The 26460-nt window shown below is 44.4% G+C and carries 24 protein-coding genes and 1 pseudogene; 23 read left to right on the top strand and 2 right to left on the bottom strand.

Going from position 1 to position 26460, the window contains the following annotated elements; genetic code table 11:
- The first annotated feature begins 238 nt into the window (after positions 1 to 238).
- On the top strand, positions 239 to 1000 hold the full coding sequence (locus tag MHI06_RS29355) for a leucine-rich repeat domain-containing protein (protein WP_340399984.1): 762 nt from the start codon (positions 239 to 241) through the stop codon (positions 998 to 1000).
- A 158-nt stretch (positions 1001 to 1158) separates the two neighbouring features.
- On the opposite strand, the gene MHI06_RS29350 is transcribed toward MHI06_RS29355, so the two are convergent.
- A complete protein-coding gene (locus tag MHI06_RS29350) occupies positions 1159 to 2250 on the bottom strand; it encodes a GntR family transcriptional regulator (RefSeq protein WP_340402203.1) in 1092 nt (363 codons plus the stop codon).
- A gap of 434 nt (positions 2251 to 2684) precedes the next feature.
- On the opposite strand from MHI06_RS29350, the gene MHI06_RS29345 reads away from it, so the two are divergent.
- From MHI06_RS29345 to MHI06_RS29305, 9 genes and pseudogenes are all read left to right on the top strand, one after another.
- Positions 2685 to 4310 (top strand): FGGY-family carbohydrate kinase, encoded by a 1626-nt coding sequence (locus tag MHI06_RS29345; protein ID WP_340399983.1) that lies wholly within the window; start codon positions 2685 to 2687, stop codon positions 4308 to 4310.
- Between the two features lie 213 nt (positions 4311 to 4523).
- Complete coding sequence (locus tag MHI06_RS29340) at positions 4524 to 5219, top strand: L-ribulose-5-phosphate 4-epimerase (RefSeq protein WP_340399982.1); 696 nt, start codon at positions 4524 to 4526, stop codon at positions 5217 to 5219.
- Positions 5220 to 5494: 275 nt separating this feature from the next.
- Positions 5495 to 6919, top strand: a complete 1425-nt coding sequence (gene araA / locus MHI06_RS29335; protein ID WP_340399981.1) for an L-arabinose isomerase — start codon at positions 5495 to 5497, stop codon at positions 6917 to 6919.
- Between the two features lie 614 nt (positions 6920 to 7533).
- Positions 7534 to 8826: a group II intron reverse transcriptase/maturase gene (gene ltrA, locus MHI06_RS29330; RefSeq protein ID WP_340399554.1), complete on the top strand. Its 1293-nt coding sequence runs from the start codon at positions 7534 to 7536 to the stop codon at positions 8824 to 8826.
- A 182-nt stretch (positions 8827 to 9008) separates the two neighbouring features.
- A pseudogene (locus MHI06_RS29325) lies at positions 9009 to 9761 on the top strand (AAC(3) family N-acetyltransferase); the annotation flags it as partial.
- A 538-nt stretch (positions 9762 to 10299) separates the two neighbouring features.
- Positions 10300 to 11994 carry a diguanylate cyclase gene (locus MHI06_RS29320; protein ID WP_340399980.1) on the top strand — a complete coding sequence of 565 codons (1695 nt, stop codon included), beginning with the start codon at positions 10300 to 10302 and terminating at the stop codon, positions 11992 to 11994.
- Positions 11995 to 12200: 206 nt separating this feature from the next.
- Complete coding sequence (locus MHI06_RS29315) at positions 12201 to 13367, top strand: hypothetical protein (protein WP_340399979.1); 1167 nt, start codon at positions 12201 to 12203, stop codon at positions 13365 to 13367.
- A 13-nt stretch (positions 13368 to 13380) separates the two neighbouring features.
- Positions 13381 to 13977, top strand: a complete 597-nt coding sequence (locus tag MHI06_RS29310) for a hypothetical protein (protein WP_340399978.1) — start codon at positions 13381 to 13383, stop codon at positions 13975 to 13977.
- An 11-nt stretch (positions 13978 to 13988) separates the two neighbouring features.
- Positions 13989 to 14783 (top strand): toll/interleukin-1 receptor domain-containing protein, encoded by a 795-nt coding sequence (locus tag MHI06_RS29305; RefSeq protein WP_340399977.1) that lies wholly within the window; start codon positions 13989 to 13991, stop codon positions 14781 to 14783.
- Positions 14784 to 14823: 40 nt separating this feature from the next.
- Here MHI06_RS29305 and MHI06_RS29300 read toward each other — a convergent pair whose 3' ends face one another.
- Positions 14824 to 15159, bottom strand: a complete 336-nt coding sequence (locus MHI06_RS29300; protein WP_340399976.1) for a helix-turn-helix transcriptional regulator — start codon at positions 15157 to 15159, stop codon at positions 14824 to 14826.
- A gap of 171 nt (positions 15160 to 15330) precedes the next feature.
- On the opposite strand from MHI06_RS29300, the gene MHI06_RS29295 reads away from it, so the two are divergent.
- The 13 genes from MHI06_RS29295 (at position 15331) to MHI06_RS29235 (ending at position 26266) form a co-directional block, all read left to right on the top strand.
- On the top strand, positions 15331 to 16134 hold the full coding sequence (locus tag MHI06_RS29295) for a DNA-binding protein (protein ID WP_340399975.1): 804 nt from the start codon (positions 15331 to 15333) through the stop codon (positions 16132 to 16134).
- A gap of 185 nt (positions 16135 to 16319) precedes the next feature.
- Positions 16320 to 17537, top strand: a complete 1218-nt coding sequence (locus MHI06_RS29290; protein ID WP_340399974.1) for a WXG100 family type VII secretion target — start codon at positions 16320 to 16322, stop codon at positions 17535 to 17537.
- A 16-nt stretch (positions 17538 to 17553) separates the two neighbouring features.
- Positions 17554 to 17853 carry a hypothetical protein gene (locus tag MHI06_RS29285; RefSeq protein ID WP_047840987.1) on the top strand — a complete coding sequence of 100 codons (300 nt, stop codon included), beginning with the start codon at positions 17554 to 17556 and terminating at the stop codon, positions 17851 to 17853.
- Positions 17854 to 17918: 65 nt separating this feature from the next.
- A complete protein-coding gene (locus MHI06_RS29280) occupies positions 17919 to 18329 on the top strand; it encodes a hypothetical protein (protein WP_282319816.1) in 411 nt (136 codons plus the stop codon).
- An 83-nt stretch (positions 18330 to 18412) separates the two neighbouring features.
- Positions 18413 to 18817, top strand: a complete 405-nt coding sequence (locus MHI06_RS29275) for a hypothetical protein (protein WP_282319817.1) — start codon at positions 18413 to 18415, stop codon at positions 18815 to 18817.
- 118 nt (positions 18818 to 18935) lie between these two features.
- Positions 18936 to 19412 (top strand): hypothetical protein, encoded by a 477-nt coding sequence (locus MHI06_RS29270; RefSeq protein WP_340399973.1) that lies wholly within the window; start codon positions 18936 to 18938, stop codon positions 19410 to 19412.
- Between the two features lie 427 nt (positions 19413 to 19839).
- Positions 19840 to 20337: a hypothetical protein gene (locus MHI06_RS29265; protein ID WP_340399972.1), complete on the top strand. Its 498-nt coding sequence runs from the start codon at positions 19840 to 19842 to the stop codon at positions 20335 to 20337.
- A gap of 60 nt (positions 20338 to 20397) precedes the next feature.
- A complete protein-coding gene (locus MHI06_RS29260) occupies positions 20398 to 20919 on the top strand; it encodes an SUKH-4 family immunity protein (RefSeq protein ID WP_340399971.1) in 522 nt (173 codons plus the stop codon).
- A gap of 236 nt (positions 20920 to 21155) precedes the next feature.
- A complete protein-coding gene (gene nikA, locus MHI06_RS29255; protein WP_340399970.1) occupies positions 21156 to 22706 on the top strand; it encodes a nickel ABC transporter substrate-binding protein in 1551 nt (516 codons plus the stop codon).
- Positions 22706 to 23653 (top strand): nickel ABC transporter permease, encoded by a 948-nt coding sequence (gene nikB / locus MHI06_RS29250; protein WP_062836581.1) that lies wholly within the window; start codon positions 22706 to 22708, stop codon positions 23651 to 23653. Before nikA ends, nikB begins: the two co-directional genes overlap by 1 nt.
- On the top strand, positions 23650 to 24504 hold the full coding sequence (nikC, locus tag MHI06_RS29245) for a nickel transporter permease (protein WP_076217106.1): 855 nt from the start codon (positions 23650 to 23652) through the stop codon (positions 24502 to 24504). Before nikB ends, nikC begins: the two co-directional genes overlap by 4 nt.
- Positions 24501 to 25301, top strand: a complete 801-nt coding sequence (locus MHI06_RS29240; protein ID WP_340399969.1) for an ABC transporter ATP-binding protein — start codon at positions 24501 to 24503, stop codon at positions 25299 to 25301. The genes nikC and MHI06_RS29240 overlap by 4 nt, the downstream gene beginning before the upstream one ends.
- Complete coding sequence (locus MHI06_RS29235) at positions 25298 to 26266, top strand: dipeptide/oligopeptide/nickel ABC transporter ATP-binding protein (RefSeq protein ID WP_340399968.1); 969 nt, start codon at positions 25298 to 25300, stop codon at positions 26264 to 26266. The genes MHI06_RS29240 and MHI06_RS29235 overlap by 4 nt, the downstream gene beginning before the upstream one ends.
- Positions 26267 to 26460: the final 194 nt, after the last annotated feature.

The following is a 26460-nucleotide window of genomic DNA, read 5'->3' as shown; positions in this document are numbered from 1 at the left end:
TATCAACATCAATAAATATATCTTTTTATCAAAGGCAGTGTCAATGAAAAAATTGTAAAGGGTAATATCATTTTAGGGCCACATTTGTTAGGGAGGTATTCTTATATCCGTTCTTAACGGAAAACAGGCAGGGAGAGAGCGGTAGGGCTTCTATTCAATAGGGATGAACATATTATCAATGTATTACATTCCAGATCATGGTATATTTCTAGTATTAAATAATGTAGGGAGATTCTATATGCGTAATCAATTCATAAAAAGGTTGATCGTTTTATGTTTGGTATTTGTACTATTACCAACAACGAGCGTTTTGGCTGCGTCGCTTATCAAAGACCCGGTCTTGGCCAAAGTTATTCGGACAGATTTGAAGCTGTCGGCTAAGAAGGAAATAAAAGCTGCCGATTTGAAGAAATTAAAATCCATATATGCTATGGAAACGAAAAGTAAGATTTCCAACCTGCAAGGTCTTGAACATGCCGTTAATATGACGGATTTATTCTTGCCTGGCCAAAATATAAAAAATATTAAGCCACTCAACAAGTTGAAGAAATTGACGTTCTTAGCTGTTGAAGGCAATCAGATTGCAGATATCTCACCACTTTCAGGTCTGACCAATCTGCAAACTTTATCTATGGACAGTAACAAAATAAAAAGCCTGGCTGCATTAAAAAATATGCGTAAGCTGACCAGTCTACTCGCTAGTGGGAATCAGGTGACCGATCTAAGTCCTCTTCAGAAATTAAAGTTGGAATGGGTCATTATGAATGATAATAAAATTCAAGATCTGACACCTTTAAAAAACCATCCGACATTGGAGTATCTATATGTAGAAAATAACCTCATTAAGGATATTGCAGTGCTCGAAACCATCCCACATCTAACAGAGGTATATTTGGCTAATAATCCGTTGAATGATCGAGCAGAGCAGGTTGTGAAAAACTTGGAGAAGAAAGGCGTCCTTGTAAGTCTGGTAAGCGAAGAAGCGGATCAGGCGAAGTAGTTTTGATTAGAGAAGATGTATATGTATATGTAAGAAGAAGTAATCCCTCGTTAATAGTGAACAAGAACAAAGAAGGCCGCAGATATTCTGACGGCCTTCTTTAAGTATGTTGGACAGAAACGCTCGGTAATACCTTATCGTCCAATCCTGCACCAATATTATTCCACTTCGATCTCCTTCACCGTCTCTCCCTCAACCAGCACGGGTTGATAGTAGGTGTTTGTCGGCAGATCCTTTTTGCCTTGCAGATTCTTGATCACCCAGTCGGCAGCATCACGGCCCATTTGCTCTTGGGGATGGGTTAGTGTTGTTAGCCTTATGTTGGCGTTCTTGGCGATGTACGAATTGTCCTGTCCAATGATGGATAACTCATCCGGGATCGAGATGCCTAGTCGCCTACAGGCGTGCACGACCTCCAGTCCCACTTCGTCGTTATAACAAACGATCGCGGTGAGCGCATCCCTGTTTTCGTCCAGATACGTTGCTACATTAGAGGATAACTCTGGTTTCGATGCGGTATCAAAGGAAAGCACCTGCTCGGGATGGAACCGTAACTTCGCTTCACCGAGCGCCTTGATGTACCCCTTCATTCGGTACTTGCCCTGCAAATCATCCATTTTGGCAATAATGCCGATCTGGGTATGGCCTTTGGAAATCAATTCCCGAGTGGCAAGATAGCTGGATTGCACGTCATCCAGACAGAAGAACGGAACCTCCAACTCCTCATAGAACGCATTAATCATCGTAAACGGCACATCCTGCTCTTTGAACGACAGGTAGTACGCAATGTTGGGATTGTAGAGATTACTTTTGGTCGGTTCGACGATCAGGCCATCCACGCCGTAGGAGAGCATCATTTCGAGTGCTTTTTTCTCCTGTGCTACATCATTATTGGTACTGGCCAGCAGTAACGAGTAGTTGTCCTCATTCAGACGACTCTCAATGCCACGGATAATGGACGGAAAGATGTAATCGGAGATGTATGTCGTGATCACACCGATCGTTTTCTTCGACGTATGGCCGCCTGAGCGTGATCGGTACTGATTGCTAACGTAGGTTCCTGAGCCTTTTTCGCTTCGTAAAAACCCTTCGTTCGATAACTCCAAAATAGCCTTCCGCACCGTCTGGCGACTCACGTTGTAGCTGTCCTGTAATGCCGACTCCGTAGGGATCTGTTCACCTATGCTATATGTCCCCGAGAGGATATGACTCTTTATATCATCAATGATGACCTGGTATTTTGGCTTCACGTAGTCCACTTCTTTCATCGTTACTCATCTATATCAACGTTGTTGTTCAAATAGTTGTACGTACATATTTTAGCATGATTCAGTTTGAATGCATATAAAACAGCACAATTTTTGAAATAAACCGTACATATCAGGTCTTTTTAGAAAGAGGTGTACCTTACAGCATAGCCGATTTATAGCCATTTAAGTCCTTTTATTGATCATATAGAGCACGATATGTGCTCTTTGTAAGTATAACTATTATATATTATTGACAAATGTACGTACAAAAAATATACTAAGGCTGTCAGAAAAGGAAAGCGCATTCTTTGAAAACACAACAGGAAGCTTTTATACAAAATTCGTGATCAGTCACTGCCATGAGTAGAAGCATCAATTTATATATACATCCTTTGGGATGTGAAATCGCGACCGGAGAGGGGATACACGTGATTATGAGTCAATTGGATTTGAAAGAAGCCATTACCAAGGGCGCTACTTCACTTGGAATTGAATTTGGATCAACGCGGATTAAAGCGGTGTTGATTGACGAGCGTTTTGAAACCATCGCTTCAGGCAGTTATGAATGGGAGAACCTCCTGAAAGACGGATATTGGACGTACAACCAGGAGGATATCATCACAGGTCTGCAGACGGCTTATCGTGAGATGAAGCAAGATGTGGAACAGAAATACGGAATTACGCTGCGCACGGTCGGTTCTATCGGTTTCTCGGCCATGATGCACGGATACATTGCGTTGGATAGCGCTGGCGAACTGCTGGTACCTTTCCGCACCTGGCGTAACGCTACGACGGGAGCAGCTGCAAGAGAGCTAACGGATCTTCTGCAATTCAATATTCCTGAACGTTGGAGTATCGCCCACTTGTATCAAGCGATTTTGAACGAAGAGGTGCATGTGCCACAGATTGATCACCTGACAACCTTGGCTGGATACATCCACTGGTTGCTGACAGGCAATAAGGCGATTGGGATCGGCGATGCTTCAGGGATTTTCCCAATTGACGAGTCTACACATAACTATCACCCATCCATGATCCAACAGTTCGACGAACAGATCGCAGGCAAAGGTTATCCGTGGAAAGTTGAGGACCTTCTGCCCAAGGTATATCTCGCGGGTGAGAATGCAGGTGAGTTGACGGAAGCGGGAGCCAAGTTGCTCGACCCTTCGCAAGATCTGCAAGCAGGCATTCCGCTCTGCCCGCCAGAGGGCGATGCCGGAACGGGTATGGTGGCAACGAATAGCGTGAGAAAACGTACGGGGAACATCTCCGTCGGCACATCCGTATTTGCGATGATCGTACTGGAGAAGGAATTATCCAAAGTGTATCCCGAGATTGATATGGTCACCACGCCGGATGGCAGTCCAGTAGGGATGGTGCATGCAAACAACTGTTCCAGTGATATCAACGCATGGGTTGGATTGTTCCGCGAATTCTCTCAAGCGATGGGATATGAAGTGGATAACGGCAAGTTGTTTAGCGTGTTGTTTAACAAGGCTTTGGAGGCAGACCCTGATGGTGGCGGCTTGCTCAGCTATGGTTACTACTCAGGTGAGAACATTACGGGACTTGAGAAAGGCCGTCCATTGTTCGTCCGCTCCCCGGAAAGCAACTTCAATCTGGCAAACTTCATGCGGACACATCTGTTCAGTGCCTTCGGTGCACTCAAGCTAGGTATGGACATTTTGACGGAAGAAGAGGATGTGGCGATTGACAGCATTTTGGCTCACGGTGGCCTGTTCAAGACTCCTGTCGTCGGACAACGGATTGTAGCTGCTGCGATGAACGTACCGGTATCGGTAATGTCTACCGCTGGTGAAGGTGGCGCATGGGGCATGGCGCTTCTGGCTTCGTACATGATCAACAAGGATCAAGAGGAGAGCCTGGATGTGTTCCTGGAGCAGAAGGTCTTTAGCGATGTTGAGGGAGTTGAAGTGGCACCGGATGCATCGGATGTGAAAGGGTTTGAAGCATTTATCGAACGCTACCGGAATGGGCTCACAATTGAGCAATCAGCCGTAGATCATCTGGTAGAGAATGTTCAAAAAGACCGCTTTTGATTACGGAGGATGCCTAGTGGCATCATCAACATCGAATATGGAATTCAGCCGAAATAAGTAGGGGCTTACGAAGTATGTTTCCTTCGGAAACATTGCGGTTGCTCACGTAGCTCTATCTACGCTCCGCTACTCCATTTCTAGCTTCATCCCATCTTCTCGGTACTGAAAACCGACTTTTTGAACACGCACTATTAGAGAACGGGAGGGAATAACATGTTAGATCAACTGAAGGAAGAGGTATTTCAGGCGAATCTGGAACTGCCAAAGCACGGACTTGTAAAATTCACTTGGGGTAACGTCAGTGCAATCGATCGGGAAAGCGGTCTGTTCGTCATCAAACCAAGTGGCGTTAGCTACGATGTGATGAAAGCAAGCGACATGGTTGTAGTTGATCTGGACGGTAACGTAGTTGAGGGTGAGATGCGACCTTCCTCGGACACCGCAACACATGCCGTACTATATAAGCATTACTCGGAGATTGGCGGCATCGTGCACACACACTCCACGTGGGCGACGATCTGGGCGCAAGCCGGACTGGACGTACCTGTAATGGGAACCACACATGCGGACACGTTCTATGGAGCGGTGCCTTGTGCACGTTTCCTGAATCAGGACGAGGTTGATCGTGGATACGAAGCGGAGACGGGACGCGTCATTATTGAAACGTTTGAACAGCGTGGAATTGATGTTATGGCAGTTCCGGCTGTACTGCTCCATGGTCATGCACCGTTTACGTGGGGGAAAGATGCCAAGTCTGCGGTGGTAAACAGTGTCGTGCTGGAAGAGGTATGCAAAATGAACCTGTACGCGCGGCAATTGAATAACTTCGCGAAGGAACTGCCACAAGGCATTTTGGATAAACACTATCTGCGAAAACACGGAAAAGACGCGTATTACGGACAGAAGTAATTAGGTTATGTAGCGATCGGTTGATAATAATTCAAGCGAATCAGTTGTTTGTTACTACTACCAATGAAGTTGTATCAAACTTTTACACGATAACGGAGAGTGCAGAACCAATCTGTAGAAGCGAAGCGCTCGCCTTTATAACCGGATATCATCCTTATTAAAATTGATCAAAGAAATCCGGGGATAACCAGCGATCGGAAGATGGTACTGCAATCGCAGTGTGCTAGTGTAAACCCAAATGTTCAACTATAAAATAATGAAATGAGGATGATTATATGTCAGCAACAGCAGCAAAAGAATTCTGGTTTGTGGTCGGTTCACAGCACTTGTACGGAGAAGAAGCCCTGGGCGAAGTAAAAGCCAACGCACAGAAAATTACGGATGCTCTTAACGCAAGTGGCGTACTGCCGTACCCGCTCGTATTGCAGGATCTGGCGGTAAGCGCAGATAAAATCACGAGTACGATGAAAGAAGTGAACTATCGCGACGAAGTAGCGGGTGTGATCACATGGATGCATACATTCTCCCCGGCGAAAATGTGGATTCGTGGTACGAAATTGCTGCAAAAACCTTTGCTGCACTTGGCAACCCAATTCAACGAAAGCATTCCTTGGGCAACCATCGATATGGACTTCATGAACCTGAACCAAGCGGCACATGGTGACCGCGAATATGGCTTCATTAATGCCCGTCTGAGAAAACAAAATAAAATCGTTGTTGGCTACTGGGAGCGCCCAGACGTACAGCAACAGGTTGCAGATTGGATGGACGTAGCGGTTGCCTTTAATGAAGGTTTCAACCTTAAAGTCGCTCGCTTCGGTGATAACATGCGCAACGTGGGCGTAACTGAAGGCGATAAAGTAGAGGCACAGATTCAATTCGGATGGACGGTTGATTACTTCGGCATTGGCGACCTCGTGCAATACGTGAACGCCGTAACGGAGCAGGAAATCGATGATCTGATCGCTCAGTATGGAGACCTCTACGAATTCGATTATGGCACGAACAGCAAGGAAGCTTGGGAAGCCAGCGTACGTGTGCAAGCGAGCTATGAAATTGCCATTAAACGTTTCCTGGACGAAGGTGGTTACAGTGCCTTCACTACAAACTTCGAAGATCTGCATGGCATGAAACAACTTCCGGGTCTGGCTGTACAACGCCTGATGGCTCAAGGGTACGGATTTGCCGGTGAGGGTGACTGGAAAACGGCTGCACTGGATCGTTTGCTGAAAATCATGGCTCATAACGAGAACACGGGCTTCATGGAAGATTACACATACGAGATGGCAGCTGGACAGGAAGCGATCCTTCAATCTCACATGCTTGAAGTAGATCCGACACTTGCCAGCACGAAACCGAGAATCATCGTGTCCCCACTGGGTATTGGCGATCGTGAAGATCCGGCACGTCTCGTATTCGACGGCAAAGCAGGCGAAGGTGTCGTGGTATCCATGGCAGACTTCGGTACACATTACAAACTGCTGATCAATGAAGTATCTGCATTTGAACCAACTGTTCCAGCACCTAACCTGCCAGTAGCACGTGTTCTGTGGAGCGTGAAGCCGAACTTCCAGGATGGGGTAAAAGCATGGATCGAAAATGGTGGTGGTCACCATACGGTTGTATCCTTGAACCTAACGACAGATCAGATCGTGACGTATGCGAAGCTGGTGAATCTGGAATATGTTATTATTAAGTAAAAGTTGAGTGGCAGCAACTGCCTGAACTCATACAAATTCTTTCTCTGCGGCCGGGGGCTAACCCTCGGCCCTTTGTTTGTTAGCGTGCCCAGAGGCACGCATTATCTAGTTGGTGAAAGTCCAATCAAAGGAGGGGCCAAGCCACCTTTGTAGCTAGGATGCTTGCACATGGCGAGATCTGTGTGTAAAAGCGCATCGACAAAAGTACCGGTCAGAGACCGGGCGAGCGACAATCCAGGCCGCAACATCAAGTGAATCCTGCCGCGTCGTCAAAAGGGCCCTGCGAAGGGGAAAAGAGGGAGCCGAGTCTTGTGACAATGGACGAAGGCCAAGGAAGCTGTGCAGAACTTGGGACAACAGTGAAGAACCCTCCGGCGTAAAGGGAACGGCATGGCTTGAAAGATGATGCAGTGAACTGGGGAGACCCTCCCCCACACGGATTTTTTTTTTTAGGAATTCCGTAAAGAGATGCTCTATAAGTCCAAAAGACGAAGTGAAACGTCTGTGGGAAGGGAGTCCGAGGGGCTCATAGTACCGAAGAACCCAAGGACAACATAACCTTGGGGAGGGAAGGAGCCCTGCTTTGTTTATGCTTTTGGAGGAGGTACGAGTGAGTGAATGCCAACCGGCTAACAACACCAAAGGAAAAAGTTCAAAAACTCCAAGAAAAGCTAGGCCATGTGGCCAAGGAGAACAGCAAGCGTAAATTCCATGCCTTGTACGACAAAGTCTACCGGTGGGATGTCTTGTGCGAAGCCTGGAGACGAGTGAAAGCGAACAAGGGAGCGGCAGGTGTAGATGCCATGACGCTTGCGGATGTGGAGGAACAAGGAGAAATGAACTTCCTCGAGGACTGTGAACGAGCATTGAAAGAAGGCACCTACCATCCGCAGCCTGTACGGCGGCACTATATTCCCAAGAAAGATGGGAAGCAAAGACCGCTGGGCATACCCACCGTGCGCGACCGTGTCATACAGATGGCAACGAAACTGGTGATTGAACCTATCTTTGAAGCGGATTTTGAGGACGTATCCTTCGGATTTCGCCCGAAACGAAGTGCAAAAGGAGCGCTGGAACGAATTCGGAAAGCCTGCAACCGCAAAGGGAATTGGGTAATCGACGTCGATATCCAAGGTTACTTCGATAACATTAATCAAGAGAAGCTTATGAAATTGGTGCAGATGCGCATCAACGACAGGCGGATACTGAAATTAATACGGAAGTGGCTTCAGGCGGGAGTGATGGAAGAAGGAAACGAAAGGCGCTCCGATTTAGGAACACCGCAAGGTGGTGTGATATCACCGCTTCTGGCGAATATCTATCTGAACTATTTTGACCGACTATGGGAGAAACATGGAAGAGGTCTGGGAGAACTGACAAGGTATGCAGACGACTTTGTAGTAATCTGTAAAACCAAAAAGGATGCCGAGCATGCGTATGAACTCATAGGCAAAATTATGGAACGTCTGGAGCTAACCCTGCACCCGATCAAAACTCGCATTGTAGGTCTATGGACAGGAGACGAGGGATTCGACTTCCTAGGAATGCACCACCGAAAAACGAAAGCAGAAACGTCGCAAGGGAAGGTATATCACACCACGCAACAGTGGCTAACGAAAAAGGCGGAGGAACGTATTCAAGGGGTAGTCAAAGAAAGACTGGCTCCACCGAGTATGCGGTCGAAATCGTTCGCGGAGCATGTGAAATGGCTCAATCCGAAGATTCAAGGATGGAGAAATTATTACTACACGAGCTACAGCCAAAAGAGATTAGCTAAGTTGGACTGGTATATTCTGCAACGATTAACACGGTGGTACGCGAAGAAGAGACAACGTAGGAGTTGGATGAGTTCACGATCGGAAGTCAAGTATATTGCCAATATGTATGGATTAAAAACGCTATTGTAATCTCTGCATGCCCATGAATGACGAACATCGGAAAGCCGTATGAGGGAAAACCTCACGTACGGTTTGATGAGGAGGGGCTGGTTTGAATCCAGCCCTTTACTCTAGTGCTGAGAAGCATGATGTGAGTTGAACAGAGGTATGCTTTTTCATAGAGATGGGATAAGAAATGGAGGAGGATAGATATGTATACAAAAGAAAGCTTAATGCAGCAACTAGAGCAGCTTAATGTTGATAAGCAAGGCACGTTGCTTATTCACTCTTCAATGAAGAGTTTAGGCGAGGTTGAAGGTGGAGCAGACACGGTGTTGGATGCCTTTAGCGACTATATGAAGGACGGATTGCTGGTGCTTCCCACCCATACATGGTCTACCATTAATGCCGATAACCCATTGTTCCACGTGGAAAATTCTACCTGTTGCGTGGGCATTCTGCCTGAACTTTTTCGTAAACGTCCGGGCGTAGTTCGTTCGTGGCACCCGACGCACTCGGTAGCGGCATTGGGACGGGACGCAGAGGCATTTACGAAGGACGATCATCTCTTCGACACACCGTGTGCGAGAGGTTCAGCATGGGGGAAACTGTTAGATCGGAAAGCGACGATTTTGTTAGTAGGCGTGGACTTGAAGCGGAATACATTTATCCATGGGGTCGAAGAGTGGGTGGACATCCCTGGCAGAATGACGGACGAGCATGAGATGCTCTATACGGTTTTACCAGATGGAAGCCAGATTTCAGTACCATCCCGCAGACATTGTGGGTTACCATGGTCGGAGCATTTCTGGAAAGTAGATGAGGTACTGGTTCGCGAAGGTGCGATGCGTAAAGGAAAGCTCGGCGATGCGGTCGTAAGAGTGTGTGATGCGGCTAAGACAGCAGAGGTAATCACGGAGATGCTCAAGGAAAATCCGGACTTGTTCTCGGACAATGAACCACTTCATATACCTAATTGTGAAGCAGAACTGGTCGGGGTGAGTCATGAAGCGTATCTCAGAAACGAGGCGCGTTATAAGCTGCAATCGGAGCTATTGGTCGCAGAGAAACAGGTCGCTGACGGCGAACGGTTACTTAATCATGAGCAAGTCATTGCCAAAATACGAGAAGAGTAGATGCAGCCTGATCAGCAGGTAAAGTACTACTGCCGGAGAGATTAACTCCGCGAATGGTTTAAATCATTTGAAAAAAACAGGTTGCTGGTTAGCCGCTCAGTTGAATATGGGCGGTTTTTCTTTATGGCAACCTTCAAAAGCATTCACAAATAATCAGAAATAGATCAGCATTTCGATCAGAGGTTGGTCGGACTTCCAGTGTATGGGCTACTCACCCTTATGGTGGTGTGATAAGATATGGTTAAATTAACCAATAAAATTGGCATAGCAGTATTGAATATAAGTGTTTATTGAAGTTTTACATAAGTGTCACTCAGAAATATGAACGATCATGTTGTCATTGTCGCATCTAAGAAGGAGAAGATTCGTGAACCCATTAGTATGGTATGATCTCTTTTTATTTGTCCTATTGTTTGGTGTAGGTGTATATGTGTTTGCTACGGTTAGAATTACGAACTTACATAAGGTGTACTTTTTATTTCACGGATTGATGATGCTCTGGCCTTTCTGTCAATTTGCGAGTACGCTCACGGATGATTCCGGCTTGCAGCTGTTCTACGTTACGTTATCTTTCGTCGCGGTCTCTCTGCTTGGGAGCGGGTGGCTTCTATTGACGATATTCATTACCGGCTATTCAGAGCGTTTGAGTGCAAAAGGAACGTTCCTGCTATTTGTCCCAGCGGTGATCGGGGCTATAGGTGTGGTCGCAAATCCATGGAATGAGTTCGTCATCCCGCTGGAGGGAGGGTATATCGAGCGGGCTTACGGCCCTTGGTTCTGGGTTGTGATGATTATTCTGGTGAGCTATTTCTTGGCTTCCCTCGTCATTCTGTTCCGGGCGGTATATTCTTCGCAGACGTCTGCCATGATCAAAAAACAGGTGAGAATCACCCTGTGGGGCATCTTGGTGTTGGCTGTTTTTGCAACGATTGATGCGATTCTGAATGTCGTTCTAGCCCGCTGGTTGCCGATCATTCCTGGAATGACTTCGCTGGGGATCTTTCTGTCGGACCTCTTCTTCGTCTATGTGATCAAAAGATACAATGTGTTCGATCTGGTCTCCATCGCCCATGAGGATGTAATCAATACCATTCCATATGGCATCCTGGTACTGGATGAGAATGAAGTTATTGTTGAAGCGAACAAAGCCTCTCGATCCTTTATGGATCTGCATGTGGGGGATTCTTTTGATATGGAAGCCTTTCTGGAGTCTGTTCATGTTGTGGGCAGCTGCCGTGAGTTCGTGAATCACTATAAGAAAAAAGAAAATACCCTCTCCCACATTGAAGTGATCGTGGAGCGGGGCAACAATATCCGGCACTATATCCTGCAATCGTCTCCGATTGTGGATTCGGCTCTTGTGCCGATCGGTCATATCCTCACGTTCCAGGATGTCTCGCAGGAGCGTTTCTACGTGAAAGAGATGAATCGCCAGAACGTAACTCTACAGGAGCGAAATCAGGCGCTAGACTTGATCCGTCAGGAGTTATCCGAGGCCAATCGCAAACTGGAGGAACTCGCCCTGACGGACAGTTTAACTAACTGTTACAACCGTCGTTATCTGACCCAACATCTGAATCATGAGGTCATTACCAATATTCAATACAAAACACCATTCTCACTCCTGCTGCTCGATATCGACTACTTCAAAGCAATCAATGATCGCTATGGACATGTCATCGGGGATGAAGTGCTCGTCCGCACGGCGGAGGCGGTCAAACAATCGATTCGCAGTACGGATATCCTGACGCGTTATGGCGGGGAAGAGTTCATGATATACCTTCCGCATACGGAGCATGATCTGGCGAACCAGATCGCGGAGCGCGTAAGAACAGCTGTGGAGTCCAACCACATCATGGTGGATCATGAGATTATGCAGGTATCCATTACGATTAGCATTGGCATTCTTTCCTTTGAGGACTTTGAAGTGGAGCATGTGCCGGAGAATCCGGAGGGGTACTTGACTCAACTGTTCGCTGCGGTGGATAAGGCCTTGTATCAAGCGAAGCAGAATGGGCGTAACAGAGTGGAGTTTGGGGTGTTTGAGCGGGGAATTGTTTGAGAAAAGTAATTATTAAAACAAAGGAAAACTTGACTTGAAAAAGAATGTATTAATGTGATATTCTGAGACTAAAAAAGAGAACGTAGGTTCTCTTTTTGTGTTTTTGTTATAGTAGCTCTTGGAAATATTGGAATAATTGAAATCGTATGATAGGTTATAAGGAGGAGTCTATATGAAGATGTAATTCAACTATAGGAGGTACTCTTTTGGCGAAACAGTTAATTACTCCAAGCAACCCTTCTGAGAAGGAAGTAATAACGCTAGAACATTCACTAAGAATGTTAAATTACTCAGAAATTCTAGAGGTCCTTCAACAAAATAAGTTTAACATCAGCGAAAGTATCAGAAAGAAACGTGATTTAGAAAAAGTATTAAGTAAAGCGTTTCAAAATAGAATTTTGCCTGAGCAGGTGTATATTGCTTTAAGGGAACGAGCCTTTAATCCTGAGCTAAATGTTTCTGATGGATTCTATCTAGCTTTTTCATATCAGCTACGTAAATTGAATCAAGAGTATTTGGAGAGGCTTATACTAGAAGCTAATGAAGCTTTAAATGAAAATCAGGATAATTATAAAGCGGAGATAAAGCTACTGAATTTTAGTAATCAATCTGGTAAATTATTGTTTACTAGAAAACAAGAGAAATTTGCATATGATAGATCAAGTATGTTTAGCACAAAATTTTCTGAAGAGCAAAAAGTTCTTGTTGAAATTAACTTTTCAAAAAAAATTGTCTATTTTCAAACCTCCAATCTGGCCAAGTTTAGAAATATAAGAACTGTTGTCCAGGATTTCTTGAGTGTGGTAACAAATATTGATAAATTAAAGTTGTTTCCTCCTAGGATGACACAACAATTGAGTTTCACCCTTACAAAAGATGGACTTTCAGCTACTAATTACGGAGATATCAATTCAAACACTATTAAGCTATTGGACTTATTCTTAGAGATTAACAATCATGCTTCGAAATTTAGTGAGTTTGAATGTGTGGACATTACTTTGGATCATGAAGATTCAGAAAAAAATAACACAAAAGCTAAAATAGACACTCAAGCATTTGGTGGAGGAGATCTACTAGGGACTCCTGCTGTCAATAAATTAATTTTAGAGGGAAGGATAATCTACAAAATAAATTTTAAAATAGTTTACAATGAGACTCAATCAAATGGACTATTTAAAAAACATACTATTTTGGCAGGAATAGAAAATCATAATAAGGAGTATCTCCGTATTTATATGAATAATAGTGACTTAGCGCTTAAACGTGTAGTAAATAAAGCATATCAGGAACTAAATAACGTTTTCATCGAACACTTTTCTGCGCATGAATTAAGAAATGAGGAAAATCTTAAAAAAATATTAGGTTTGAGATAGTGTGGTGATTTAGTTGATTTTCACCAAGTTTGCTTTTGTGTACAACATTAGTAATACAGAAGAGAAGAACTTAAATTTTCTCATTGAAAAAATTGTTAAAAAAAAATTCTGTTCTGTAGATATAATTGATAATTTCGGATATTTTAATCAACGAGAAAAATCATATATTGAAATTAGCGATATGAATATCTTCATCTTTGGGAGAAGTTTACTTTGGGTATTTTGTGATAACAAAGTAATTAATTGTTTTGAGCATACATTTGACACTGAGATCACAAAATATTTGGTGACAAGTAAAGATACAATAGGTAAACTTTTTGAGGAAAATTATAGTGATAATTTGCTTGAAATTTCTATCGATAGAGATGATTTCTACGAGGTGCTACCAAATGATATTTATTATGGTAGTCAACTGAATTATTCTTCTGAGTTTGAATCTATAATTCGTAAAGAGGACATTGAAATTACCAGTTACAAATTACAGCCTCAACATAGTAACTCTACAATTACCTTTTATAAGGAAAATCTAATCGAATTCAGTTTTTATAGTGATTACTCTGAGATTAGAAAGAATATTGTTGAATTGTCATTAATCTTTAATAGAATATAGGGGGATTCATTATGAAGAAAATTTCCATTACAATTTCAGAAACCAATGAACATACTATATGTACAACTGATCATGAAGTAGGGGAAGTTGAGGGCATATCTATAGACTTTTTTTTATCGAAAAATAACTTACCTGAAAAAGAGTACATATATATAGTTAAACAAATCACAGCGAGTATCCCTTGGATCTCTTTAGAAGGGGTAAATTTTATCTTTAATTTAGATGGATTAAAGCAATCATACTTATCATTGTTTTCTTTCTGTGACTGGATGAAAGGTAATATTATTATTTTGCCTGAAATTGATACAGATATAAGTAATGGAAACCCAATTGTGAGTTTTTATAAATCTAAAGAAGAAATTGAATTAAATTCTCCTAAAAAGATCTTTTTGAGCCACAAGAGCAGTAATAAACCTATGGTTAGAAATTATTTCAACCTCCTCAAAGAACTTGGTTTCGAACCTTGGTTGGATGAAGACGCAATGGTTGCGGGAGTTAACGCTGATAGAAGTATAATCCAGGGGTTCAAGGATTCATGCGCTTGTGTCTTTTTTATAACTTCTGAATTTGTTGATGAGAGATTTTTGAGTGATGAGATAGAGAATGCGAGACACGAGAAAAAAGAAAAAGGCGATGATTTCTCTATTATAACTCTACAGTTCCAAGACGAGAATGGGAATATGGGCATAGTACCGGAATTGCTGAAAAGAGCGATATGGAAGAGTCCATCTAATGATCTAGAAGCATTTCGAGAAATTATTAGAGCATTACCAATAAAATTAGGCAATGCCATAAGGAAGAGCTGAAAACTGCTCATCAAAAAAATGTAATGTATCAAAAAAACATCTAAATTAATCGAAATATCTCACTATTAATCTTTTGAATAACTTTCATATGTTCGTTGTTTAACTTACTGGTATTTAAAATGAATTCATCAATAGCACTTTGTCTCACACTATCTTGATCGTCACCTGTAACTATGGTTAATTCATTAATGCTAACATCTAAGGCGAGCAGAACCTTCTCCAACGTATCAATGGAAAAGTTTCTTTCGCCTCTTTCTAATGCTCCGATATATCTATAATCTAAACCAGCAATATCAGCCAGCTTTTGTTGAGTAAGTCCTTTGGCATTTCGCATTGCTCTAATTCGTGTACCTATTAATTGGCGTAACTCTGACATTTGAATCACCTCATAATAAGCTTAGATAAGATGAGACATAAAAGTCAGGTTAAAATATATAGCAATAATGGTGTTATTTACGTATTTTAAGTAGTATAATAAGCTAATATCATTACTTCACAGGAGTAATTAGAAAATTTATTCTCCTATACTATTAAAGGAGGAGCTTCTTTGCGAAAATCTATCCTAAAATCACTCAAACCGGACATCATTGTTGAAATGTTGGACATGGCTGTGGCTTTTGAAAATTGGAACAAGGTGATGGAGAGGGGGGACATGTTATATCAATGTGTGCAGTCCATCCATGATGAGCGGCAGGAGTATCGGTCAAAGGGAGTGCCTGCACCAGATATACATACCGAGCGCCCACTGGTTTACTATTACGGGTTCAGTCATTTGATGCGGGGTATGGCTCACCAGAAGATGGGACAGGTAGATCAGGCGCGAGCATGTATCGTTCAATATGCAGAACTGGGATGGATGGAGGATCTGGATGAGGTAGGTATGCAGGTGGTGCAGGAGTTCAGGCATAAGGCACAAGTGAATCGGTATGCTCTTGAGATTGAAGCCGGGCAGGTGGAACTGCTGGAGGAGTTTGTGAACTTTTTGCTTGAGCATCCGGAGGAATGGTTGGCAGGTCTGAAAGTGATTATGGAAGCAGCAGTGCGGCATAGATGGCAGATCGATCGAGTTATACATGTGTTCGAGGATCAGATACAGGGCGATGGCAGAGAAAAAGATTCTTCAAACAACGATTATATGTACCATTACTGTTATCAGCGGGCTTTGTATGAACAGTGGATGGGAAGACCGCAGGAGGCCGTGGAGTTCATTTTGCAGGCGATCAGGTTAGGGGATAAGCTAGGGATGGATCGTTATTTTATAAGGTGTACGACATTGTTGGAATCATTGCGGGAAGAGGCAACAGCAGAGCAGATTGGGCGGTATCGGGTGATGCTGGAGGAAATGAAGTAGGAAAGGTATTTACTGAAAATGGTAGGATATGCCTTGAAGTGGGTATATGCATATAGGACCATAGCACCGATGAGGAGCACAGCTTGTGTTTTTACCATGGTGAAATCAGGATGTTAGCCGGATAGTTTACATATTACACTTCTGCTAACATAGGATAATCCTATTTCGAATGAGCGGAGAAACGTATGAGTACAATCAAAGTTACCCCTGAACAACTACATCACGTATCGAATCAGGTGGATCAAGCCAGACAACAGTTGGAGAGTATACGAAGTGATCTGACGAGACAGATCATGTTTGTTCAGATGATGTGGATGGGTGCGACGCAGGAGCGATTTTACTATGAGTTCGAGCAGTCACGACCTATACTGGATAAAGCGCTAGAGAGTATGGTGAACACATCGAAGGAATTGAAGGATATCGCCACGCGTTTCCAAGATGCAGATGCTCAGAAGGGAAGTCTGGGTGGTGCGTTTGGAGCAGTTGGTGCCGCAGCCATGATGACCAAATCAGCAGGTGGTTCAAGTTTGGGTGACAAGGGCTATCGGATGGCACAAATCAATATGTTCGGTAAGTGGGTATGGATGCCTGTCAACGAGAATGGTGTTGCGGATCAGGCTGCTCTTCAGGCTTATCAGAGGGATCAGGGAAATCTGGACTTTAATCGCATGCAAGCTGTGAACGTTGAACCGCCTGGGGAAGATATTTTTGCGTTACAGATCAAGGCGTTTGAGATGGGCATTCATCCTACGACAGGAGAACCTGTGTCAGATAAGTATGCTCAGATGATGGTGACCTCTCTGAAGTTTAGTCAGATATTCATGGCCATTCAGATGGTTCGTGGGAGTATGCCGGGTAGTAAAGGGCCTCATCGATTGCCAGCTTCTAATCCTGCTGTGGCGAAGATTAAGCAGCATATTGAGGCTGCTAAGGCGAAGGAGAAAGGAAATAGTAAATTCCTAGATGGAAGTGTTAAAGGTCTATCGTTGAGCCCCAAAGCATTGGAACATTCCTCCAAAGGTGATTTCACTATTAACCCTAAGAATGGGAAGGTTTCTAAGATGAAAGGCGGAGGACATGGACAGTCCAATATTGATTTTCTTAAGGCCAACGGATTTGAATATAATATTGAAAAAACGTATTCAAATGGTGTAAGAGTAGGTAATATCCCTGAGCATAAAACCCCAGCAAAACGAGAAGGAAGTAATCAAGCTTGGTTTCCTAAAAGCTGGTCAGATTCAGATATCACAAAAGCAGGAGAGAGTGTTGTGAATAAACCACAAAATGCTTCTAAACCTGATGGTGTAGTTGTCTATGGAGAATACAATGGGGTTAGAGTTGGGGTTATTAAAACCAATGGAGAGATTGGAACAATCTTTCCTGATGCTACACAACAACCATAATGGGAGGTCATTATAAATGATTCAAGAGGCAAGAGAAGTAATACGAAAAAGAGCGGCTCTTCATATGAACGATCCAGTAATCGAGCAATACAGAGATGAACTAATTAATATACTAAGCCAAAATGAAGATGAGACGATTCAATTCCTCAAGAACTGTAGTAAGGACGAACTTATTTGGGTTAGTGAGGTGTTTGAAGAAATAGCTTATAATCTCCAAAGTACAGAATATATCAACACCCTCAAGGAATGTGATAAAAAATATCCTGAATTAAAATTAACGAATATTATCAAGACGGCCATTTCTTACATGGATTAATCTTACCGGTATACAGAAAGTAGGATCAAACTGGGAGATGACTAAGATAGAGGTTAATGTTTAATATGTACAAACAATTAGATAATCTTTTATCAGCTGTGACGACAGTTGATTCCTGGTATGATGACGGTTGTATTATAGCAGCAGAATCATTGGAGGAATTCGGACAAAGTGATTGGGATCAATTAACCATTGAGGTGTTAAATAAGCCACTGTACTGGAAGAAAAAGCTGGCTTACTGTCTAGATAGTACACAGCACACACAAGAATTTGAAATCCTACTTTCGCTACTTTCTGTTGAAGACAGCGAGTTATTTGAAATAAGTATAGATACATTAAGAAGTTACACATCTACTGAACATAAGCAACGAATTATAAATCATCCTATAATATTAGATCGTGTGCATAATGCAATTTCAGGAGCAGGAACTGCTAGCCGAAAAATATTAGAGGAATTTCTTAAGGGGTTAAAATAGGTGAAATGAGTATAATAAGCGAGTACCTAAGTTCATTAGAGCGAGGGTAATGCTCTTTATGAACGTTGGAGAGTTGATGAACTATGAAAGAAGATAAAGTTAATGACGTTTATTATGTTGGTTACGAGGGGCAACCGGAAATATTAATTGTATTTGGAGACTCTGCGGAGAAAAATATCCTAAAGATGTGGAATGGATATTTTGAGACAGTATTGGATCTTATGTGCCAGTATGAGTCTACTGACAATGGTATTCTACAAGAATACTATGCCCATGAAGGTTGGTATGAGGAAAGTCCATGGGAAGTACAGGACCTTGATTCAGCTATTCATTTATTTAAGTCCTTCAATGTGAGTAAAGTAACTGGTGGGCAAAGAGAGAATGTTAAGAACATTGTCCCTACTCTCCCAGAAGTAGCACATCAGATATCAACATTTTTAGAATTAGCCAAAACGAACGGTTGTAGCGTGTATATTGAATTCGACTGATTGCGATCAAGGAACATAATTTCAAACGATAACGCAGTTGCCAGGGCTGCGTTATTTAGTCGTTACCTTGTACGTAACGCTAAATAGGTTTAATAGTTAATCGAGAGGAGAGCAACACATGGGGCAGCTACTAACCAAAGCTATTGAACGTTTATCGTTTATTTCATTTGAGGGTACCGAAAATAGTTCACTAGAATCTTCTCATATTCTGATTAAAGAATATCTTAGACGCGTTAATCAATTATTAAACGAGATTGATGCTTCAATAGATCAATATCCCCTATTTAGTTTTGCTAAAATTCTTGGAAAAGCTATAGATGAAAAAGTATATCGAGCTTGTTCAAAACTGGACACGCTAGGAAATCCTTATGTGAAGGTAATTTGCTACGGTTATTTAGAAGTTTCCGAATTAGCAGATCAAGGAGTGGGTGAAGCAATTCAATACATCGACCTCTACGAACCAATGATAAAACTCTTTGAACGAGGCGAGAGTTTTACCATAAGACAAGGCGAAATAGTTGTAGGTAGTTCAGCTTATCCTCTTAATTATTGGAGACATTTAAATATTTCAGTACAAGATATTAGCGACATCTAATAGGATCATGTTGATCAAACTGGGGGGATACTAATGTCCGTAGGTCTATATAGATATAACGGGGATATAGAAGATCGGAATTGTGAACTTACACTCAGTGAGAATATTGCTACTCAGGAATTTTAAGATGAGTACTGGGAGGCAGCAATACATGAATTAGGAATAGTCCTGATTCGGGATGAATCTAAAATATATTCTCACCAATTAGAAGCTGCTGTAGTTGAGTTAGCACGATTAAGTGAGTGGGCAAAGGAACATTTAAACGGGAGTGAGTTAGATTATATGACGGGTAGAATTGAAAATATACAAGATATATTACCTAGTGCATTTATTAGTGAAACTACAATTCTGTATATATTCTGAAGTTAGTAGCTTTATGTGGGAAGTTATTAGAATTGAATAGTTGACTCTAGAGGAGGAGGTATTAATGAATCAATTATGTAAAGGTATAGAAAGAATAAACAGCATCAATTGGAGTACTTCCGGTAGAACAAATGAGCCCTCAAACATGGCATTATTACAGGAGTATATTAGAAGAGCAGCAATATTGACCACTACATACAGTTTGAAAACATCGTATCCCTTTTTCAACGCTTCTCGTGCGTTCGGATATGACGTTGATCTGGATATAACTGAAAAATGTCCTCAATTAAAGGAATTGAAAAACAGTTTCCTAAAAGGAACGTGTGAAGCATATTTGGAATGGTTGTTATTATTTGATTCCGGAAATGAAATTGCGTCGGAGTTTCATGATTTGTATGAACCTTTAATTCTTTTAATCGAAAGAGGAGGAACCATTAGAAGACAGCATGGTGAGATTATTACAGGTGGCTATGCTTTTCCTCTAGCGCATGCGGAATACATGTCTAAGCAGGCACCAATTGATATAAGTGATGAGGGACTGGAAGCCTGGACGCACCAGTGATTTTTTAGATCAGTCGTATGGCTCTAGCTCAAGCATTTTAAAAGTTAAAGGAGTGAGAGCATGGATTTTGATATCGTAGAGATAAAGGACTACTATGAATCGGAAATAATAAATCATGACTATACTAAACTAAAAGCTTGGGGAGTAACTGAAGAGAATGCTCATTTTTTAATCGACATAGGAGTCCCAGAACAGTATGATGATTTTTCCTTTTATGAATCTGAAGCTTTCCAAGTGAAAGTTATTGAAGGAGAGGAATATGTTCAGATTGGTCACTTTGCAATTTATGGTATGCGTGACTCGTATGGTCTCTATCTAAAACAAGGGAGCGATATGTTTTTCACAACATCATCATTGGATAAGTCCAACGTATATATGCTCAATAAGAATTTGGGAACCTTCTTTTTGTTTCATCTAATTAGAAGTGAACGGGCAACTAAAATGAGACTGGAAGGTACATATACCTCAGATGAGTATGCTAGAGCACTTCGTGGTTATTTTGAGAAGATTGATCCGATAGCAATGAAGAATGTCGAAGGTTACTGGTCACATATGCTGGAAGACTACGAAACTGGATTGTAACTTTTCGAGGAATCTTGCATGGTTCTACCTGTAAACAATCCCGGATCGCAAAGGAAATAAACCATAATAAAGCCCTCATATGTAACAAAAAACATGAAGAATCCGCTCTCATCCGAGAGTCGGATTTTTTCTCGTTCTAACACCAATATAACTCTTGTCAAAACGTAATCATTACGATATGATAATACTCATTGTTTAGATCATAATGATTACGATTAAGAGAGAGGGGCATTACCTTGAATAAAAAGACGCCACTGCTAGCGCTGGTCTCCTTGGCCTTGAGCGCTGGACTGTTGAGCGCCTGCGGATCATCTGAGTCCAGTCCCGCTGCGCAACCATCCACCGATAATAAAAATGTTCACTTCCTATATAACTTCTCCACCAGTTCGCTAGATCCGCATGTGGATTCTAGCTATGTGCCGCTGCGCGCGGGCATTACGGAAACGCTGGTTCGTCTCGATGAAGAGAACCTGACGGTTGCTCCATGGCTCGCCGAGAGCTGGGAGAGCGAAGATGGTCAGCATTGGACGATCGACCTGCGAGATGATGTGACCTTCCAGAACGGCAAGCCAATGACGGGTGAATCCGTTAAGGCATCCCTTGAGCGGGCACTGGAAGAGAATGTAGCGATTCAGAACGCGCTGAAGATCGATACCATCGAAGCCGAAGGCGACAAGCTCGAGATCACTACAACTCAGCCTTTCCCGGAATTTGCTTCAGAGCTGGTGAATCCGAACACGGCGATTATCGACGTGAGTGAGCCGGACATTGTGAACAAGCCGATTGGTACGGGCCCGTTCAAGCTGACCTCTTTTACCCCAGGCAGCAAGCTGCAACTGGATCGCTATGATGAATATTGGGACGGAGCATCGCCTCTGGATTCCATCACGTTCTCATTCAATGAAGATGCCAATGCCCGCACACTAGCGCTCAAATCTGGGCAGGTAGATATCGTATACCGTCCGGAAGTTGAAAGCCTCGAATCGCTCAAAGCAATGGACGGCATGACGGTTGAGTCCACATCGACATTCCGCGTGCATCAGCTAACGATGAACATGCAGCGGGAGAGTATGAAGGACCTCAATGTCCGTCGTGCGTTGGACGCGCTGATTGACCGTCAGGGTATCGTGGACACGATCCTGCTCGGCTACGGTGAAGCTGCTATCGGACCGTTCCTGCCATCGCTACCATTCGCACCAACCTATACGGATACAGCAACGGAATCCGGAGCTGATGTCGCTGTAAAATATCTCAACGAAGCAGGGTACACGCAGCAAAACGGCGTGATTACCAAGGACGGCAAACCATTGCAGCTGACGCTGCTGACATATTCAGCCCGTGCTGATCTGCCACTAATTGCTCAAGTGTTCCAATCTGATGCGAAGAAGATCGGTATCGACGTGCAGATCCGCCAGATTGACACGCCAGAAGATTATATGGCATCCAACCGCGACTGGGATATTGCAACGTACAGTAATTTGACGGCTCCTCGTGGGGATGCTGGTTATTACTTGAATGCAACATACCATCCGAAAGGTGCTCTTAACTTCAGTGGATCGGAAGATCCAGAGCTGACCAAGATCATCGACGAGCTGAATCTCACGGTTGAACCGGAGAAGCGCGCAGAGCTTGCCGAGAAGGCAGCCAACTACGTGCATGACAACGTACTGAATTCATTCGTGCTGCACCCAGGTACGATCGTTGCCTATAACGGCAAGAAGATCAAGAACTGGGTTACCACCCGCAGTGAATATTACATGATTACCAATAAGCTGGATGTGATGTAATGTTTCGCATTTTGCTTCGGAAGTTCCTTGAGGTATTTATCTTTCTGTTGTTCATTATGTTTGTGAGCTTTCTGTTCATTCGTCTGGCTCCCGGTGATCCCGTGCTGACGATCCTGAATGTGGACGAACTGTCTGTTAGTCAGGAGCAGGTCGAAGCTGTACGCGAGGAGATGGGTTTCAACGATTCTCTTCCTGTCCAGTTTGGCAACTGGTTGCTCGATTTTGTTCGGCTCGACTTCGGCGTATCGTATTCAACAGGCCAGCCCGTCATGCAGACCTTGATGCGTGCGCTGCCAGCTACGGCTGAACTGACGATTGGCGCACTGCTGGTTATGCTCGTCATAGCGATCCCGCTCGGCTCGCTGTCAGCACTCCATCGTGGCAGTTGGATTGACCGGGGCAGCCGGATGCTCTCCATTGTGGGTGCGGCGGTGCCGAGCTTCTGGCTGGGTCTGATCCTAATCGACATGTTCGGCGTACGCTTCGGCAATCTGCCGACCATGGGCCGGGATGGATTCACATCACTTATTCTGCCATCTCTGACGCTGGGACTTGCCATCTCCAGCGTCTATGTGCGTCTTTTGCGTTCCAGCTTGCTAGATTCACTAAGTCAGGAGTTCGTTCGATCCGCCCGGGCAAGAGGGTTATCCGAAGGCCGGATTTTCATGCTTCACGCGTTTCGGCACAGTCTGCCGCCTGTCATTACGGTATTTGGCGTAAGCCTCGGCAGCCTGATTGGCGGAGTTGTCGTGATTGAAGTGTTGTTCGCGTATCCGGGTATTGGCAAGCTTGTCGTTGATGCCATCCGCCAGCGTGATTATCCACTGATCCAGGGTTACATCCTGATCATGGCTATCGTGGTATTCCTCGTGAATACGGCGGTTGATCTGTCGTACCGTTATTTGAATCCCGAAATGAAACTCAAGGAAAAGGAGGCCCACCGATGAAAACCATACCCCTGCCCATTCCACCTACAAAATCTAAAAAACATAACTGGCAGGCGATCGTTGGTTTGCTATTTGCACTGCTGGTCATCGCGGCCTCCGTATATGCCTTTTTAGTTCTGAAACATGATCATACCTTAACCGATCTGCGCGGACGATTGCAGGGTGCAAGTGCTCTCCATCCGTTCGGCACCGACCATCTGGGCCGCGATGTATTGACACGTTTGCTGCTTGGCGGCGGCCAAACGCTGGGTTATAGCTTGCTAGCACTTGGTGCTGCATTGCTGATTGGTATTCCGTTTGGCTTGATTGCGGGTTACAAACGTGGCTGGGTCGATAAACTGTTCATGCGCATCGCTGATGCTTTTCTCGCTTTCCCTGATACCATCGTGGCGATTGTGCTCAGTGGCCTGCTCGGCGCGGGAATCGGTAATTTGGTATTGGCGATTGTGATCGTGAAGTGGGTCAGCTATGCTCGTCTCGTTCGGAGTACGGTTTTATCGGAGTCACAAAAGGATTATATTCGGATTGCCCGTACCAACGGACTTTCGGACGGTCGTATCATGAGAAAACATCTGCTCCCACATATCGCAGGCCATGTGCTCGTGCTGGCCAGTCTTGATCTGGGCAAAATCATCCTGCTCATCTCTTCGTTGTCCTACATCGGCCTTGGCGCACAGCCGCCAACACCTGAATGGGGTGCGATGCTGAATGACTCACGGCCTTACTTCCAGTCTCGGCCAGAGCTGATGATCTACCCTGGTCTCGCCATTGTCTCTGTAGTGCTGCTTGCCAACATGCTGGGCGACTATCTGCGAGACCGGTTTGACGTGAAGAAGGAGGTGCAGCCATGATTCTCTCCATTGAGGAATTGAGCATCTCCAGTCGGGATCGTACGATTGTAGATCAAGTCTCGCTGGCTGTTCGTGAAGGTGAGTTCATGGCATTGGTTGGACAGAGCGGTAGTGGCAAAAGCTTGCTCTCGCAAGCCATTGGTCGTCTGCTGCCGCCCAACCTGCATGCGTCGGGGCGAGTCATGTTCGAGGGCAGCAACCTGCTCGAACGGAAGCCAAAGGAGATGCGCGCCCTGCGGGGAAGCCGCATCTCATATATTTTTCAAGACTATCAGGGAGCGTTTACGCCCTTTCGCAGCATTGGTGGGCACTTTGATGAATACCAGAAGGTACACGGGGAAAAGTCTTCTGCCATCCGCAAGAAACGAGCGGAGGAAGCGCTGGAATCGGTTGGCCTTGGCGCTGAATTGCTACGCCGCTATCCGTTCCAATTGAGCGGTGGACAGCTTCAGCGGGCCTCGATTGCCACATCGCTGATGCTGTCTCCTCGTCTACTGATTGCAGATGAGGCAACGACGGCACTCGATAGTGTATCCGGACATCGCGTATTGGAGTTGCTGGCAAGCAAGCAAGCGGAGACAGGCTGTGCGATTCTGTTTATTACACACGACTGGCGCCATGTTCGTCGCTATGCCAACCGTTTGGCTGTCATGAAGGAAGGACAGATCGTCGAATCTGGCGGGAAACATCGCATTCTTGACCATCCCCAGCATGAATATACTCGCCAGTTGATTGATGCGGCTCCCGTCCTGAGTCGCTCGCTGAAGTCGGGGTTGAAGGAGGCAGGAATGGAATGAAGATGACCGAAAATGATGAACGCTCTGGACTCGTGAAGTCCGAAGAATCCGGTGTGCGAAGTCACGACTTTGCTAACGACATAAACCAAACAGACATAGACAATACAGTCATAACTACTACAGATACAGACCATGCGGATACAGATGCAGATATTGATACCACGGGTACAGGCAATGCTTCATCGTTCAGCATTTCCGGCGACCCTGTGCTTCACGTGGAACATCTGAGCCGAACGTATGCAGGTGCAGACCGACCGGCTGTGAACGATATTTCGTTCGCCCTGAACCGTGGCGAGTGTCTTGGCCTGGTTGGCGAGAGCGGCTGCGGCAAGAGTACGCTCGCCCGCTGTCTGCTACGGATCGAAGATGCGGATAAGGGCTCGATTACATTAAGCGGACAGGATATCGCGCGGCTGAGCGGCCGACGTTTGCGACCTCATCGCCGGAAGATTCAGATTGTTTTCCAGAATCCAATGGCAGCACTGAATCCAAAGCTCAAGATTGCTGATTCGCTGATTGATCCGTACGAACAACTTGGACGGAACGCCGAGCTGTCCCACTTTACCTACACATCGAAGGATGCGTACGTCCAAAAGCTGCTTGAAGCAGTCGAGCTTCCAAGCGATTTGGCTGGACGATACCCCCATGAGCTAAGTGGTGGACAGCGCCAGCGGGTCACGATCGCGCGTGCTATTGGCATTGAGCCGGACGTTGTCGTTCTGGATGAACCGACGGCCAGCCTGGACGTGATCTCGCAAGGAGCAGTTTTGCAGTTGCTCACCGATCTGCGGACATCGCTGGGTCTTTCATACTTGTTCATCTCCCATGATCTGGCTGCGGTACATCGCATGAGTCAGCGTATCATCGTTATGCGGGAAGGTCAGATCGTTGACCGTTTTGGTGCAGATGCGTTGTTCGCTGAAGAACGCCATCCGTACACGAAGGAACTGATTTCAATTTTCTGAGTACTCCCGGAGAGGCCGGGCGTGGTAATCGTTACTTTATATAAAAAGCCGCCTTACGAAGAGATTCGAGAGCGGCTTTTAGTGCATCCATTTGATTACCCAAGTCCCACTAAAACCGGGCTCCTTTCTTTGCTTTGAACAAATATATCTTTCAGGCCTATAACCGGGCTAACGTTCCGATGTAAACTAGCGTA

Source organism: Paenibacillus sp. FSL H8-0079, from assembly GCF_037991315.1.
Classification (GTDB): domain Bacteria; phylum Bacillota; class Bacilli; order Paenibacillales; family Paenibacillaceae; genus Paenibacillus.
Note: the sequence above shows the minus strand (reverse complement) of the source record. Positions and strands in the feature narration are given on the sequence as shown.